General features: G+C 36.4%; 18 protein-coding genes. 4 read left to right on the forward strand and 14 right to left on the reverse strand.

Features of this window, described 5'->3' with window-relative positions; all coding sequences use genetic code 11:
- Nucleotides 1-95: 95 nt before the first annotated feature.
- The 3 genes from AM499_RS11785 to AM499_RS11795 all read right to left on the reverse strand — a co-directional run bounded on the left by AM499_RS11785 (nt 96) and on the right by AM499_RS11795 (nt 4,601).
- Nucleotides 96-1,790, reverse strand: a complete 1,695-nt coding sequence (locus AM499_RS11785; RefSeq protein WP_053590400.1) for a choice-of-anchor I family protein — start codon at nt 1,788-1,790, stop codon at nt 96-98.
- A gap of 199 nt (nt 1,791-1,989) precedes the next feature.
- Nucleotides 1,990-2,604, reverse strand: coding sequence for a TetR/AcrR family transcriptional regulator (locus tag AM499_RS11790; RefSeq protein ID WP_053590401.1), 615 nt, complete (start codon nt 2,602-2,604; stop codon nt 1,990-1,992).
- Between the two features lie 239 nt (nt 2,605-2,843).
- Nucleotides 2,844-4,601, reverse strand: coding sequence for a mechanosensitive ion channel (locus AM499_RS11795; protein WP_053590402.1), 1,758 nt, complete (start codon nt 4,599-4,601; stop codon nt 2,844-2,846).
- Nucleotides 4,602-4,734: 133 nt separating this feature from the next.
- Here AM499_RS11795 and AM499_RS11800 point away from each other — a divergent pair, with 133 nt between their 5' ends.
- A complete protein-coding gene (locus AM499_RS11800) occupies nt 4,735-5,040 on the forward strand; it encodes a DUF3243 domain-containing protein (protein ID WP_197275550.1) in 306 nt (101 codons plus the stop codon).
- Between the two features lie 40 nt (nt 5,041-5,080).
- On the opposite strand, the gene AM499_RS11805 is transcribed toward AM499_RS11800, so the two are convergent.
- A complete protein-coding gene (locus AM499_RS11805) occupies nt 5,081-5,893 on the reverse strand; it encodes an STAS domain-containing protein (RefSeq protein ID WP_197275551.1) in 813 nt (270 codons plus the stop codon).
- 26 nt (nt 5,894-5,919) lie between these two features.
- Entirely contained in the window at nt 5,920-6,252 is a 333-nt protein-coding gene (gene ytxJ / locus AM499_RS11810; RefSeq protein WP_053590405.1) for a bacillithiol system redox-active protein YtxJ, read from the reverse strand.
- A 314-nt stretch (nt 6,253-6,566) separates the two neighbouring features.
- Between ytxJ and AM499_RS11815 the strand changes: the two genes are divergently transcribed.
- Nucleotides 6,567-7,064 (forward strand): YusW family protein, encoded by a 498-nt coding sequence (locus AM499_RS11815; protein WP_053590406.1) that lies wholly within the window; start codon nt 6,567-6,569, stop codon nt 7,062-7,064.
- A 105-nt stretch (nt 7,065-7,169) separates the two neighbouring features.
- On the opposite strand, the gene AM499_RS11820 is transcribed toward AM499_RS11815, so the two are convergent.
- Entirely contained in the window at nt 7,170-7,685 is a 516-nt protein-coding gene (locus AM499_RS11820) for a divergent PAP2 family protein (protein ID WP_053590407.1), read from the reverse strand.
- Between the two features lie 95 nt (nt 7,686-7,780).
- Nucleotides 7,781-8,440, reverse strand: coding sequence for a Dph6-related ATP pyrophosphatase (locus AM499_RS11825; RefSeq protein ID WP_053590408.1), 660 nt, complete (start codon nt 8,438-8,440; stop codon nt 7,781-7,783).
- A 141-nt stretch (nt 8,441-8,581) separates the two neighbouring features.
- On the opposite strand from AM499_RS11825, the gene AM499_RS21690 reads away from it, so the two are divergent.
- Complete coding sequence (locus tag AM499_RS21690) at nt 8,582-8,812, forward strand: DUF5658 family protein (RefSeq protein WP_231687448.1); 231 nt, start codon at nt 8,582-8,584, stop codon at nt 8,810-8,812.
- A gap of 150 nt (nt 8,813-8,962) precedes the next feature.
- On the opposite strand, the gene AM499_RS11830 is transcribed toward AM499_RS21690, so the two are convergent.
- The 7 genes from AM499_RS11830 to AM499_RS11860 all read right to left on the reverse strand — a co-directional run bounded on the left by AM499_RS11830 (nt 8,963) and on the right by AM499_RS11860 (nt 15,463).
- The gene (locus AM499_RS11830) at nt 8,963-9,961 is read right to left on the reverse strand and encodes a M23 family metallopeptidase (RefSeq protein ID WP_053590409.1); all 999 of its coding nucleotides are present in this window, start codon (nt 9,959-9,961) and stop codon (nt 8,963-8,965) included.
- A gap of 155 nt (nt 9,962-10,116) precedes the next feature.
- Entirely contained in the window at nt 10,117-10,818 is a 702-nt protein-coding gene (locus tag AM499_RS11835) for a gamma-glutamyl-gamma-aminobutyrate hydrolase family protein (RefSeq protein WP_053590410.1), read from the reverse strand.
- Between the two features lie 102 nt (nt 10,819-10,920).
- Nucleotides 10,921-11,379, reverse strand: a complete 459-nt coding sequence (locus tag AM499_RS11840; protein ID WP_053590411.1) for a nucleoside deaminase — start codon at nt 11,377-11,379, stop codon at nt 10,921-10,923.
- Nucleotides 11,380-11,611: 232 nt separating this feature from the next.
- Nucleotides 11,612-12,067: a TlpA family protein disulfide reductase gene (locus AM499_RS11845; protein ID WP_053590412.1), complete on the reverse strand. Its 456-nt coding sequence runs from the start codon at nt 12,065-12,067 to the stop codon at nt 11,612-11,614.
- A 144-nt stretch (nt 12,068-12,211) separates the two neighbouring features.
- Nucleotides 12,212-12,754 (reverse strand): peroxiredoxin, encoded by a 543-nt coding sequence (locus AM499_RS11850; RefSeq protein WP_053590413.1) that lies wholly within the window; start codon nt 12,752-12,754, stop codon nt 12,212-12,214.
- Between the two features lie 235 nt (nt 12,755-12,989).
- Nucleotides 12,990-14,702: a GMC family oxidoreductase gene (locus AM499_RS11855; protein ID WP_053590414.1), complete on the reverse strand. Its 1,713-nt coding sequence runs from the start codon at nt 14,700-14,702 to the stop codon at nt 12,990-12,992.
- A gap of 20 nt (nt 14,703-14,722) precedes the next feature.
- On the reverse strand, nt 14,723-15,463 hold the full coding sequence (locus tag AM499_RS11860) for a gluconate 2-dehydrogenase subunit 3 family protein (protein WP_053590415.1): 741 nt from the start codon (nt 15,461-15,463) through the stop codon (nt 14,723-14,725).
- Nucleotides 15,464-15,728: 265 nt separating this feature from the next.
- On the opposite strand from AM499_RS11860, the gene AM499_RS11865 reads away from it, so the two are divergent.
- On the forward strand, nt 15,729-16,538 hold the full coding sequence (locus AM499_RS11865) for an alpha/beta fold hydrolase (RefSeq protein WP_053590416.1): 810 nt from the start codon (nt 15,729-15,731) through the stop codon (nt 16,536-16,538).
- Nucleotides 16,539-16,600 lie beyond the last annotated feature (62 nt).

A 16,600-nucleotide genomic window follows, 5' to 3' on the forward strand; every position in this document is an offset into this window, starting at 1 on the left:
GTACTACAGGTGCCTGGCACCCGTAATACTCCTGCAACATAAAAAAAGCCCCAAATATTTTAGTTATTTTGGGGCTGTTTTTTCTACTATTCTATTTACTTTTCGTTCTTTTTATCTTGCTTCTCTTTTAATAGAAGTTTTTTATTTAGTATATCTGCTTTTAATTCATATATAGCTACGGTGCCCGATACTTCATGGGTAGCAGCAAGAAGTGCGTTTCCTGTTGGACTTTTTTCTGCGGATATAAAACGAAGTCCCTCAGGTGAAACATCCCCTTTAATATCCTCACTGTAATCTCTGCTTGAAATCAGACGAACAAATTCTGGTTCAATCGGATTGGATAAGTCATACACCATGATACCACTCACACGCTCCAAAGCAATAAAGGCATATTTCGTCCCATTCACTTCACCACTTACTACAGTTTCTGGTTCTGGTCCTTTTGCAGAGCTTCGTTTATCATATGCGATTTCTTCATTATCTGAATTAAATACTTCCGGCATAGCTTTTGCTGTTATTTTTTCAAATTCATTTCCACTATCATATACAAGTTCCATCGATTCAGCGTCGAAAATAGAGAAACTCCGACCACCATATGAATATAAAGCTTCGTATGTTCCATCCGCTGCTAATCCATTTTCCATCGTGACTTTTGTTTTTTTCATGTCATTTAAAAGCCCATCTTCTACCATTTTATCTAACTCTTCTTGCGTAAATCCGGCATAATTTTCAGCTCTTAATTTTATCTTATCTGCGATGTCACCAATTTCAGCTTCCTCGGAGTATGCCTCATAGTCTCTTGCATCTCCTTCATTCGGAGTTAAAATATATGTTTTTCCTCCTGAAGTAAAAGTATCAATCGCATCAGGCATATATAAACCAAGTAGCGGTAATCGCTCAATGACTGTTTTTCCATCACGCTTACCATCAAGTTCATTTCCAATAACAGAATGATCCTTCACCCCAAGTCCTTTCACGTGAAGAATTTTTCCTTCTACTAAATCTACAGTTGCAATTGCATTATTCTCTTGCATCGAAATATAAGCAAGTTTACTATCTTCAGATACCGTCACATATTCCGGCTCTAACTGTTGCATAGTCGTTCCTTTTGAACTTACTCGCACCTTGTCATCTAGTTGTACACCATGGAAAGATAACGTATTTGCCTTAAATTTATCTGCTGTCATCGTCACATCTATTATGGAAACCGTTCCTTCTGGATCCACTTTATAATCTGTACTTGGCTCTCCTTCATTCGCAACAATCGCTTTCGATCCATCAGGTGTGAAAGTCACCATGTCAGGTAAAGAACCAACTTGCACTTTATTTAAATATTTACCAGCTTTGGTAATAAAAACCATGTACCCTGGATCGGTTTTCGGATTAGCCACAGCCGAAATCGCAACTAAATCTTTCGTAGGATGTGCTGCAATGCTTGTAATATCATCTACATTCTTAATTCCAAAATCTTTTAAAAGAATACGCTTTTCTAATTTTAACTCTGTATACTTTTCTGACTTGAGTGATTTAAAAGAAAGAATATCAATGCCTGATTTTGCACCATTCGTTACGAAAGCCTTTTTCGAGGATTCATCATAAGCTAAGATTTCCGTACCACCAATTCCAGATTCGCTATCATATTGACCAATCTGGGAAATCTTTAAATTATCTGCTCGATACTCAAAATAAGGACTTTGATCTTTCGCTAATACATTATAAGACTGACTTCCTGCCAATAAAATACTTGCTGCCGTAACTCCAGTGATTAACTTTGTTTTAAAGTTCAACATTCATTCCCCCTAAATAAAATTTTCTATTAGAGATTCATTGTAACCACCTACTATTAACCTAGCGTTAATAAATTGTGTTATTTCTGTATGTCAAAACAATTTCTGGTGCCAGGCACCCGTAATATACCTGTAATACTAGATAACAAAAAGTCTTGAACTTGGTAAGCACATGAAAAAACGCACTTTCATCATAGGATCTCTATGACAATAGTGCGTTCTTATTAGCTATTTTTTTAATGCCAGAAAAATATATATCTACTAGAACCTTTGCAAGATCATCTGGGGTACTACGACCAGTTAATATCTCATGGAGAGTTAACCTTTCAATAGATCCTACAAGGCTCTCTGCTACTATGTTCATCGGATAATCTTGAGAAAAATATCCCAGTTTTTTTTCTGCTTCCAAATTTTCCGTCACATGTTTAACCATATTCATTTTCAACTCCCTGGCTGACTCAGCTTCAAAAAAACCAATTTGGGTCAACAAAGGATTTTCTGAGAAAAAGGTAAACATTTTGATTAATCCGGACTGTATTTCTTTTTTTAATGAACTATCTTCTATGTTTTCTTCTAAGAGGCTTTCGGATGTTAAAATTCTAAGCTGTTTTTGAAAGGATTCTGTAATTTCCTGAAAAATAGCTTCTTTACTTTTAAAATACAAATAAAAAGTAGGCTGTGTGAATTTTGCTTTTTTTACAATTTCACTTATTTTCGTATCATGGTAACCATACTCAGCAAACTGTTCAATTGCTATATCAAGGAGTAGGCGTTTAGTCACTGCCCCATCAGAATCTACTTTTCGACCTCTTGCCATACAAAAACACCTCGACTTACATCTCTTTTTCACATTCTCATCATTTAAGTATATAAGACTCTAACAAAATCGTAAATTCTTTTACTACAATAATTTACGAAAATCGAATTAGTTTTGAATTGTTAAGATATTGTTACTGGTGCCAGGCACCAGTAACAAATTTGTAATAGTTCCTGACTCCCAGATATATTGAAGAAAAGCTCTGGCATTTTATTGACCAGAGCTTTTTCATTTTTGCTTTATTTATTTGTATCAGGTCGATCATTTGTTGGTGGTAGATCGTCATAAGGATACAAATCATCGGTAGATGGAATATTATACCCCGTATCTCCAGGCTCCACTCCGTTGTTGTTTGACTCTCCGATCCCGCTATCATTTACTGGATTAACTTCATCTACATGTGGTCTTGTTCCTTTTAGACTCTTTTCAGCCTGTGTACGTCCTTTGAAATTCTCTTTGAATGATTCTTTCATTGTTTCTTTTTGTACTCTATAATTCTCCTTCGTTACTTCAGCGTTTTCTAAACTTCTTTCCATTTTACTTAAATATCGAGCAGCATGCTCTCGTCCGCCGAGACCAAAAGCTAGACCAAATGCCAACGCAACGCCACCTAATATTAAGATAAACGCTGAGTTAATAATAGAAGCAGCAATTCCTAATTGATCTAAAGCCATGAAGAATGCAAATGCTAAGATAGCATATTTTGCAACATAGCGTAAGAAATGCGGTGTTCCTGATGCATGTTTCATTAAACTTCCAACAAGTTTTTCAACTAAGTTCGCTAACCAAAATCCTACCGCTAAAATTATAATTGCAGCGATAACGGATGGCAAATAAGCGAAAATACCAGTAGCTAAAACAACCATAAAGTCTAGCTCTAATAACTGAAGTGCTTCCACAACAAACAATAAGATTATCACTACTTGAACGACTGTTCCAAGCAATGCTGCAAATGAAGGAGCAGCTCCCGAAGTCGAATTGAAGCCCATCTTACCAAAGATTGAATTTACGCCAAGTTTTTCAAGCAATGAAACGACAATATCCTTCACCCATCTTGCGGCTACAATACCTACTAAGACTAGCAATATTGCAATCGCAATTTTAGGAAGCATTGCCATAATGTCGTTTAACATAGCAACTGCAGGTTCTGAAATTCCGTCTATATCTAAAATATCCAATGCAGAAATAGTAACAGGAATCATAATTAAAACAAATGCAATAATTCCTACAACTTTTGAAACGCTCGTCCCTTCAAAGAATGATGAAAGCTTCAGCTTATGAGCTAAACGATCGGCACCTGCAGATTGTAAAAACTTCTCTATTAAATTACTAACAAGTTTCGCAACAAACCAACCAATCGCAAAAATGATAGCAGCAGATATTAACTTAGGAATAAAGTGAAAGAAACTAGCAACCATTCCTTCAAAAGGTCCGCTCAATCCATCTATTCCAAGAGCACTTAATACAGCAGGAATAAATAGCAAGAAAATTAGATAGTATGCAACATTAGCTGCTGTATCTATCCATTTTGCTTGGTCTTCCTCTTTCGCTTTTACTCCCGTCTTTTCAACATACTTGTTTAAATTAAGCTTGTTACCAGCAGCTTGAATAACTTTTTTCACGACTGTTGCTAACACCCAAGCAAATAATAAAATCAATCCAGCTTTCAAAATATTCAAGAAAGCTCCTGTTAAACCTGAATACATAGAGACAAAAGGTGTCGCGATAGAATTCAAGTTCAAAATATTAAAGAATAAAACAAATGCTAACAATAAAACGATAATAAAAACTACTTTACTTATTACCTTTTCAACTGTCCACTTGGATTTTGTATTACCGAGTTTTTCATTGACATGTAACTTTCGCAATACTTTATATGTCACATTTTCTAAAAATTTTGCTATAAAAAAACCAATTAGTAATACCACTAAAGCTAATAAAAGCTCAGGTAAAAATGAAAGTGTACTTCTCCAATAAAAATCATCGTCAAATCTCATATAACCTGTCATCTCCTTTTTTATACATCATTCATAATTCATCACAATATTTAGCTACCCTTGTAAATTATTGTTTAAACTTCGGAAAAAAAGGCTAAACACGATGTAATAAATGAAAGGGAGTGTAAACAAGATGGATAATATTCAAGGAAAAGTACAGGAAGAAATGAATAACGTTAACCCTGAAAAGAAAGAAGAAATCTTATCAAGTTTTTCAACCTTTAAATCTTATTTAGGAGACAAAGTGGCAAAAGGAGAAAGCCTTGGTCTTAGTGAAGAACAATTAGCAAAGACAGCCGAAGTGGTTGCGAATTACTTAGCCACCAATGAAGAACCAAGAAATAGAGAAGAGAATCTATTAAAAGAATTATGGAAATCTGGAAATCAAGAACAACAACACGGACTAGCTCATATGCTAGTGAATATGGTAAAACAATAATAAAAAATCCAGTCCCTCCTAAAAAGAGAGACTGGATTTTTTATTGTCCATTTTTGATACTATCAATTGCATGTTTCACGCTACCGTATGTATGAAAGGAAGTAAAGTCTATACCTCCATGGACAACAGCCATTGATATTTGAGGACGCATTCCAGTTAAAATTAAATTAATTCCAAGTAAATCTAGTACGTTATGAATAACAAAAATATTCTGAGCAACTTCCTTATCAATTGTAAGAATTCCTGAAAAATCGATAATTAAATGCTCGACGTCTAAACTTGGAATGGTAGGCACAACATGATTTAATAAATGCTGTACCCTCGGGTAATCCAACACTCCAATTAAAGGTAATACGGCAATTCCTTTTTGAATTGGAACAATAGGTGCGGATAGTTTATTTATTTCTTTTTGTCGCTCATGCATTAACTCATCTCGGTATGTTTCATAAGCTAAAAGAGTTTCGGTTAGACTAACATCCATTAAATAACAAATCCGATTATTGATCATCGCCACTTCTTTAGTTGCCAATCCATGATCAATGGATATTTGAGTAATATAGTCTAAATACAATAAACGATTTTTAGCATAAGGCTTAATAAGTGTTGAAAAACGACCAAAAGCAGCTGCTTGTTGTTCACCTGAGTTTTTACTCCACTTAATTAACTCCTCAGCTGCCTTTTCATCGGTCTCTTTAAAAGATTTTGCTAATAACACTAAAAACTCAATATTTTGTTGTATAGACTGTTCCAGCAGCTCATCTGATATTTCATAATCGACATTTTTAAGCGCCATATCCGTAATCTCACGAATAATCTTCTCCGCATTATCAATTAAGTATTGTTCTACCTTCAATATGGCTTCCATACTCCTACACTTCCCTAAATAGTTTCCACTGCTTTTGTTAATTCTTTGCTAGTAATTTTGCGATGAGAAGCATGCCAAACCGCTTTCCCATCCCGTATCAAAAATGCTTGAGGAGATTCATGACGAATACCCAAATCACTTTCAATTCCATTCGAAACTTCTCTACTTTCAATCACTTTTACTAAATACGTATCAATCGGTGAATCAAAAGAATTGAACTCTCCATAAGCAAATGCACTTATTGGACAAGTCGTGCTATGCTTAAAAAGCAAAAATGGCTTTTTATTCGAATTCTGCAAAAGCTCCTCCCATTCATTTACCGAAACAACCTCTTTATAAGTCGACATCAAACCCATCCTCCTAAAAAAATTATATATTTTTCCCACTACATATCCTATTATAACGTATTAAGACAAAAACACTCATACAAATCTTACTTACTAAAGTTCTACACCGGTTATCTCAAACTTATTATTCCACAAGATTTTCTTCTTTTTTTCTTCTTTTTTTCTTCTTTTTTTTTCTTTGTTTCTGGTGCCAGGCACCCGTAACACTTTTGTAACATTGGCTTTTGTCATGATCATACTGTTTATATTCAATTAATATTGGATATTTATTAGTAAGGGCTTTTAAAGTTCTGAGAGGAGAGTTTATTTATCAGATGAAGAAATACTCTTTAACAACAACGACATTTTTGACGGCGACACTTTTACTTGGAGCTTGTGGAACGAACAATAACGAGGAAAGAGTGGAAGAAAAAACACCTAATGGTACAGCAACCAACCCGCAACAAGATGAAACTGTAAATCAATTACAGACCGATGAGAATTCTCAAAAAGAAATAAGCTTTCAATATTTTAATTTAAATATAGGCACGACTGAAAACGAAAATATTATACATGCAGAAGTTGATATGAAAGATTCGAAAGCAGATGCCATATATAAAAATATACTTGCTTCTACAGATTTAAAAGGTGATGCTGCTTATGCATTGTTAGAGCCTATTTTTGTAGAGTTGGAGCTAACAAAAGACATGAGAGAGGAAGAAGTAATCGACCGCGTCACAGAACAATTTGGAATAAACGAATTCACCAATTTTGAATTAGAAATTGAATTTAAAGATGGAGACAATAAAAAGTACTCAAAATCAGTAGAATAACAAAGAATACAAAAAGAGCATGAAGGATCATGCTCTTTCTTTGTGACAAAGTGGTTACTGGTGCCAGGCACCCGTAATAATATTGCAACAAAAAACCTCACAAGCCTATGACTTATGAGGTCCTATTTTTCGACGTATTCCTTTTCGCTCATCACGTTCATTTTCAAGTTTTGCACAAAGTAAACCATAAGCTGTTCCTAACAGCGCACCGGCTGCAACTTCCACAGGTTGATGCCCAAGTAGTTCATTCAATTCCTCTTCACGTTGAATGTATTCAAAACTTGGAAAGTTCCCCGATAAAGTTGCTATATTATCTTCCAAATCATTTACCAACTGTGCAATTTCTCCGGTATGTCTTCTTATACCTTGTGCATCGTACATTACGATAACACCGAACACAACTGCAAGAGCAGTTTCCGTATGGCGTGTTCCTTTATTCGCAGCAACATAAGCAGCTAGTGCGGATACCCCTGCAGAGTGAGAACTTGGCATTCCACCTGTCGTTAATGCTTGCTTCAAATCCCATTTACCAGTTAGTTTTTTGTGTGTTAATATCTTTAATCCTTGCGCAATTCCTATCGCGGATAACGCAGTAATTATTCCTTTATTCATTTTCGTCATGAGTTACCTCCAACATTTGATCGTGATAATATGTATTTTCTTCATTACGATACCCTATTAAGTAAAAAATAATCGAAAAATAGACAAAAAAGTTTTTACCCTTTCAATATAACCGGTGAAAATACATAATCCCCTTTTTCTACTGGACTACCTATTTCTATCGGAACCCTCTCTGAAAAAATCGGACCATCCACAACGATTGTGTGAAACTCTCCATTTTCTCCACACGAATCAATACCGGCTGCTTCCAACTCATCCACAATTTCTTTCGTAAAGCGTGATCCGACGTAGTTTGCAGACATCATCTTCGTATTTACTACCACAATATAAGCCACGAAGTTTGCATCCAACAATTCTTTCACAATCGATTTACGTGGCTCCTGCCATAAAGGATGTACAGCAACTATATCTGATTTTGCACATGTTTTCTGCACCCATTCCAAATGCCCTTCTAAATCAATGTCACCGAATACTCCATGTGTAATTCCTTCGGATCGACATTCATTCATTGCCTCGATAAAGCGTTCCTCATACGAATTCCAACTTGCCCCTTTTATTAAGAAAGGCACACCTAGACGATCTGCTTGGGCTTGTACCACCTCATAAGGTAGCGCATGCGATTTAGAAACCTCTCCATCCTCTTCAAACATCGTTAGTATCTTTTTCGGAACCATCCCGCTTTTTAATGCCCGATAAAAAGCCATCGCAGAATCCTTCCCACCACTCCAAGAAGAAACAAACGAAACATTTTTCATGTTAATCTCCACCCTTTGAATAAATAAGATTTCAACTTCTGAATAATAACCCAACCAATAACGTATAATTCAACACCAATTTCCGCATAATAAAACTGTGAAATCACTTAGCTAAATATGGAAGGAAGAATATAAAAAACTATGAATCAAAAGAATATGTATTATACAAACAATACACTAATCACAGCGTCCATCTATTTATTAGTATTAGCCATACTTGATTCCATTTTCACCGACTACGGCATTAGAAACAACCATATATCAGAAGCAAATCCACTAATCCAACTCCTATACGATACTAGTATTGTTGGATTTTATTTCATAAAAATTTCTCTTCCTCTTCTATTAATATACATTATGACTAAAGTGTAACCCAAAAGATATATCCAACTTTTATTAGTTGTAGCCCTTCTCATCTATAGTGGTGTCTTATTCCAACATTTTTTTTGGATATCAATGCTTGTCTAAATATTACAGAGTTGTTACTGGTGCCAGGCACCAGTAACAACTCTGTAACAGTAATTACTTTCTTTTCTTCGCTTTTCGTTCTTCTTGTTCCCAGCGTTTCAATGAAGGGAAAGGATCATATGCCCATTCAATTCGGCCGTTGAACTTGTAAATACCATAGTGTAAATGGGGAGGAAATTTTCCAGAGGTCCATTTTTTCCCGTATCCGGTACTTCCAACGTATCCAATTACAGTGCCGGGTTCAAGGATATCGCCTTCCTTAATCCCTTTATTATAATTAGCTAAATGGGCATAATAATGATAGTTGTTGTGCATATCACGAATACCAATTCTCCACCCACCATAATCATTCCAGCCCATCGTTTCCACCATTCCATACGTAGTTGATTTAACTGGAACACCATGAGATGCAAACAGGTCGGTACCTTCATGCATTCTTCGACCGCCCCAACCTCGCCTATCCCCCCATGTACTTCGATAGCTATAATTATATTGAAGCGCCAAAGGGAAGGCATTTTTATCTAAATTGATTGTTTCAAACTCTTCATAAATTTTTGCAATTGTAAGAATTTGTCTAACGGTTTCATCCTTATGATAATAATCCTTTAATGCTCGTTTAAAATCTTTTTCCGAAGGCCCATATTCGCTTAAATGTTCAGACATTGTATACATCACATCATCGTCATTTTTACGATCCGCATACCCGTCTTTATTGCCATCCGACCCATTTCCTTCAAATAAAACAATAGAGGTCATGTCAATATCGTCTTTTTGAGGATTGAGTATACCTGTCCAATAATTATCCGAAAACTGAATAGCCACAATGCCATCTCGTTCAGGAATATCGTTCCTAACTTGTTGAATGTTTCGTTCATATTGATCGACTGCTGCTAAATAGTACCATGGCAACGTTAAACTCGAGTACTTTATATAGTAATCCATGCGCATTTCTAATATTTGCTCTCGTGTCGGCTCTTCAGCAGCCATAGCAACGGAGGAATTAAGAAAGAAAAATGCACATAAGGAGCTCATGAGAGTAATCAAACGCCACATTTGCAAAAAAACCTCCTTTTTTAATACTCCATCTAGCTTCCCCAATTTGAAAACATTCATGACTAAAAAATATTACCTTTCCTACAATTAAATAATTATTAACTTTGCGAGCATAATAAAAACGACTGCTCCAAAACAGTCGTTTCCCTCGAGAGTTATTTAACACATGCTTCTATAAATGCTCTAAAAATAGAAGCGGATGTCATGTCATTTTTCAATAATAAACATTCAGGATGCCATTGGACCCCAAGGACAAACTGGTGACTTTTACTTTCAAATGCTTCTATAATCCCATCACTTGAAACAGCACTAACCTCAAAACCAGTTGGGACCATGCGGTTTGCCTGATGATGGAAGCTATTTACTTTAAACTCTTCCGATTGTGTAATTTCATGTAATAAGGAATTCTTCGTCACCTGCACATAATGAGAAGCATGCCAACGAGGTGCTTTTTGATCATGCTGCAAAAGCTTACTCTCCGTTTGCGAATAAATATCTTGATACATATCTCCACCAACTGCAATATTTAAAATTTGAGCACCACGGCAAATCCCAAATATCGGCTTATCTAGAGCAAGCATTTTTTCAATAATAGCTATTTCAAAAGCATCTCTTTCCGGAGTAATACTTCCAAGACCTTCAAAAGGCTCTTCCCCAAACAAAGTCGGGTCAATATCTCCTCCTCCCGTCAAAAGTAAACCATCCAACGTTTCAACAATGGAATCAATCCCATCACCGATTAGATTCGGTAAAACAAACGGAACACCACCAAAAGCAACAACTGCTTCAATATTGTCCATAGAAACAGTAAGAGCTTCCTCTTTCAAACTAGAAGAAACACCAATAATCGGTTTCACAAAAATCCCCCTATGCCATTTTTCTCTCATTCACTCAACCCATCGCCCTTTTTATGACAGTAGTATCTCTGGTGCCAGGCACCCGTAATACTATTGTCATAATTATTTATCCATTTGTTTCTTCCATAATGTCATTGGGTTTCTTAATTCATCTGGAAGTTTCATATGTTCCATTACAAAAGTGCGTTCTTTTTCTGTTTTCTGCAAATCCTCATAAATGATTGCTGATTTACCAAGCCCCACAGCTTTAGCCTCTTCAAGCGTTGCACAATAATATGCTTTATCTAATCCTGCAAAGTTCATTGCTGCAAAACACATAGGACAAGGCATACCACTTGCATACATTGTATATCCAGAAAGATCATTTGTTTGTAACTGCTCTTGGGCACGGCGAATTGCAAGTAGCTCTGCGTGTCCGCTAACATCATGATTGATATGTAATTCATTTACACCTTCGCTTATTATTTCTTCATCTTTCACAAGCACGGCTCCAAATGGCTGTCCACCGTTTTCCACGTTCTCAACCGCAAGCTCCACTGCTCTCTTCATAAACTTATCCATCCGATTGTCTCACCCCTATTGAAGCAATTTTAGCACAATTAAAGGTGCATACGGTAGTTAATAAAAAATGGAGATATAACCCCAATATATGGAGTTTCTATACTAATAATGAAGACCATTTACTCTCAATTACATGTTAAATCCTGGAAATTTGGTATCCCAAAGCCATAATAAAAAGCCAAGAACTAAACGAATCCTATAAGATCCGCCGTTCTTGGCTTAATAATTTTTATTATTCTGCGTTACGCATTTCGTCTAATACACGATTAACACGTTTTTCTAACATTTTCATGCCGCTTCCGCCTGCTTGAAAATGACGAAGTTGTCCATCTTTGTCGAAGACGTAATAAGCTGGTACGTATTGATTTTCAAACGTGTCTGTAAGCTTCATTTCGCTATCAACAAAAATAGGTTGTGTAATATTGTGTTCTGCTGCTACTTTTTTAATTTCATCCAAATCCACGTCTTTTTCAGAACGAGGCATGTGTACAGCAACAACATTTAGTTCGTCTTTATATTGATCACGAAATTCGTTTACATTCGGCATTGCTTCCTTACATAATCCACAACTAATTGACCAAAAGTGAACCAAAGTTGGCTTTTCACCGACTAATTCGCTAGTGGAGACTTCTCCATTTAACCATGTAGTAGCACCTGTAAGTTCAGGCATTGGTGTACGTAATTTCATTTACAGTTCCTCCGTTACATAATTAGTCAAATTCTCCTTGGGGCATCTAAGCTCAGGTATTGTATTGTTCTTGCCTAAATACAATATCTGTAACATCCGCCGGAGACTTTAATCCTTATCAGTAATTACAATTACTTTATAAGATTAAAGTGTTTTTTGACCTGGACGCCAGTTTGCTGGGCAAAGACCGCCAGTTTGAAGAGCTTGTAATACACGAAGTGTTTCATCTACGTCACGGCCAATGTTGTTGTGATTTACTACTTGATATTGTAGTTCACCTTCTGGGTTGATGATGAATAGACCACGAAGTGCTACTCCTTCTTCTTCAATTAGTACGCCATATTCACGAGCAACTTGATGGTTGGGATCTGCTGCAAGTGGATATTTTAAATCACCTAAACCGTTGTCTTCACGAGCTGTGTTGATCCAAGCTAAATGCGTGTGAATTGTATCTGTTGAAACTCCGATAACTTCTGCATCTAAATCTTGGAATTCATCGTAACGATCTGACATTGCTGTAATTTCAGTCGGACAAACAAAAGTAAAGTCCATTGGATAAAAGAATAATACTGTCCATTTATCTTCTTTCATAATCTCTTCTAAGTTTACTTTTCCAAAAGATTTGTCCGCCATTACTGCATCCATTGTAAATTTTGGTGCTTGTTTACCTACCATACGTTCTGCCATGTAAATCCCTCCAAAGTGTTATTTATATAAATTTACTCACGCATTAAAGGATAGCAAAATATCCCTTCCAAATCAATTTTTCGCACTCACAATTTGTCGAAACAAATAATTATTTGTCTTCTATGTGACTATTTATAAAGAGGAAAAATGTTATTCCAACAGTATTTCCTGGGGAATAACATTTTAATTTGTCACAAAATGAAGTTATTAAAAACTACATAAAAATCGAAATTAATTAAACAAGTGAACCACCATTTTTACTATAATTCACAATTCCTTCCGCACTTCTATAAGCAAGTGCAGCTACTGTTCCTGTAGGATTATAACCACCATTATGAGGAAAGTTTCCTGCCCCGACTACGAATAAATTCTCTGCGTCCCAATGTTGTAGATACGAATTCACTACACTATCCTCTGGGCTACTTCCCATAATTGTTCCACCCGTATTATGAGTAGTTTGGTAACCTACAATATCGTAGTCCGTAATTGGCTTTTTAATATCTACCGTTTTAGCACCCATTTCCTTCATAATATTGGAGCATACCTCAGATAAATGTTTATGCAGAGCACGATCTTGATCCGTAAAATTATAGGTCATTTGAAGAAGCGGTACGCCATAAGCATCCTTATAAGTACTATCCAATGAAAGGTAATTCTCTTTATGAGGCATGGATGCACCTTGTCCCCCAATTCCTAATGTACGTGTGTAATTATAGATAGAATTCTTTTTAAATTCTGCTCCCCATGTAGGTGTATCAACTTGTATCGGGTTTGTTTCAATAGGTCTATATCCCGTCTGTGTGATGGAAATACTTCCGCCATGTATAAAGTCTAAATCACTATGGTCAAAGTTGTCCCCGTTGAAATCATCGATCGTCATACCAAGTGCCCCTGCACCCATGAAAACATTCATCTGTTCTTCAAAATAACCAGTTGCTCCAGGTAGTATTTGGTAGCAATAGTTTTTCCCAAGTGTTCCTTTTCCTGTATCAGGATTATATTGTTCTCCTATATTAGAAACCATCAGAAGTTTAGCGTTATTCATAACATAACTAGCCAACACAACTACTTCTGCTTCTTGAATAAATTCTTCCCCAGATAGAGTATCTATATATTTTACACCTGTTACTTTATTTCCATTTTTCATAACTTCCACTACATTAGCATGAAACCTCTCTTCAAAATTACCAGTTTTTCTAGCAGTCGGAATAACCGTTATTTCAGGTGACGTCTTAGCACCATACTCACATCCGAACCTTTCGCAGAAACCACAATATTGACACGCATTAATAACTTCGCCATCTGGATTAGTATAAGCTTCAGACAAATTTGCAGAAGGTAACATAAAAGGAGTATAACCGAGTTTTTTAGTTGCCCCTTCAAACTTTTTCAATATAGGTGTTTTCTTCATAGGTGGAGTTGGGAACTGCTGAGCTCTTTTCCCCCAGAAAGGATTTGTATCTTCTCCAGAAATTCCAGCTGTTTGTTCATATTTATAAAAATACGGCTCTAAATCGTCATAGGTAACTCCCCAATCTTGTAGAAGATAATCTTTAGACAATTTATTTGGACCATATTTTTGGTCTGTCATCGTTTTAATTTGGAAATCATAAGGATAGAATCTCCATGTATGACCATTCCAGTGCGTTCCAGAACCTCCTAGTCCTTCACCAAGTAAAAAAGAACTTAATTGACGCATTGGCAATGCAGGCATTTTTCGGTTATTCCGAATGGTGATAGTTTCTTTGGATAAGTCTTGCATCAATTCATAGCGAAGGGCATATCGATATTCATCATGAATTCTCAGGTAGTCTTCAGTCCCTCGTGATCGGCCTCTCTCTAAACCAATAACTTTTAATCCGGCTTTAGCACATTCAGCAGCAATGATACCACCAGTCCATCCTAAGCCAACTACAATTACATCTACTTTTGGTAACGTCTTAGCCATAAATAGTACCCCCTTCTCTCCTACATTTCGCCAAGTGACATTGGCTCAATTTTTTGGAATTTATCACTTTCAATTAATTGAATATAAGCCATCTGATGACCAGGGAATTGTTTCATTCTCCAACCATCCATGTTATTATTTCCACCATACATAGGATCTGCATAAGCACCTTCCAAGGTAGCAGATCTTAGCAAACGAAAGAAAAATGCTGAAGTTGTTCCAGCCATAGGGATTTCATCATTTTGAAAAGCAGTTAAAATTTCATCCATTTGCTCGCCTTCTAAACTAGAAAACCCATTTTCAAATCTTTTATTCGCCTCAGCTTCTAACAATGTAATTCCTTGCCTAAAAATTGCACCTCGTGTTAAACGACTTTGATACCCTTGCGTAGCCGCTCCCACTGCAAATGGACCGTGCATATATTCCCTCGAATTACTTCCATACTGCCCTGCTAATTGATTGTCAATAAAATAAGGTACACCTAACTCAATTGCACCTGGTCCTAAATCATCTTTAGGAAAAATACGCTCCGTCGCATTAGACAGCACCTGGAAATCACGAGTATTTTGAAAGAATTGCATTCCTCGCGGTGTTGCCATTACATGATTTTCCTTGCCTGCATTGGAAACATCCTGATCATTCTTATCCATATTAAAGCCAACTAATCCACCAATGAGCCCCCCACCGATTAAAGCCCCAGTAGCAACACCTGTCGTTTTTAAAAAGTCTCTTCTTGTAATGTTTTTCTTTCCTTCTGACATACTCATAGTCTCCTTAAAAATAATGATTTGGAATTTTTCTTCTATACCAAAGCATTGACAATTCTAACCAAACTCAATCATCCAAGCTAAATTTTTCTTATCTTTTTCTTATCTTTTTCTTTCTACTCGTAAGAATGAATTGTTACAGGGTTCTTACTGGTGCCTGGCACCAGTAACAACCCTGTAACAAACAGTAGAAAAAACTCGAATATCTCCTTCAAAATTCCCATAGAATATTAAATCTGCTGTGTTTGGGAGGAATCTAATGGGGTATTACGTGAGAGTAGAAAAAGGTGTGAATGTTTTTGTGGAAGATGTTAACCCGACAGGAAGAAAAACAATTGTGTTCATCCACGGCTGGCCAGCAAATCATCTAATGTTTGAATATCAGTTCAATCAGTTGCCTGCTATGGGGTATCGGTGCATTGGAATCGACTTGAGGGGGTTCGGTAAATCGAGCAAACCATGGGAAAGTTATTCGTACGATCGTATGGCGAATGATATTCGAATAGTTATTGATACCCTGGGCCTCGAGGATATTACATTAGCGGGGCATTCGATGGGAGGTGCCATTTCGATACGATATATGGCTCTTCACGGTGGACATAAAGTGGCAAAACTTGCACTGATTGGAACGGCTGCACCTGTTTTCACAAGACGCTCCGATTTCCCTTATGGAATAACTGTTGAAGAAGTAAATAAATTAATAGAAGAAACTTACGCAAATAGGCCGAAAATGTTAAGTGATTTTGGAGATACCTTTTTTGCCCGTTATTTGACAAAAGACTTTATCGACTGGTTCCATGGACTTGGATTAATGGCAGCCGGATACTCAACCGCAAAATGTTTAGTTTCTCTTCGAGATGAAGACCTACGCAATGATTTATCTTTCATTAAAGTTCCTACCGCCATTTTGCACGGTAAACAAGATAAGGTGTGCCCTTTCGTTTTAGGAGAATTATTGCATCAAAGTATTAGCAATTCCGTTTTGATTCCTTTTGAATATAGTGGTCACGGATTGTTTTATTGCGAGGTTGAGAAGTTTAATCAGGAGTTAACGCGGTTTATTGGATAAAGAATATATAGATCTTACATAACAAATTATTTTCTACTTATTTTGATATGATAAAAGCATCC

This window comes from Bacillus sp. FJAT-22090, assembly GCF_001278755.1.
Lineage (GTDB): Bacteria > Bacillota > Bacilli > Bacillales_A > Planococcaceae > Psychrobacillus.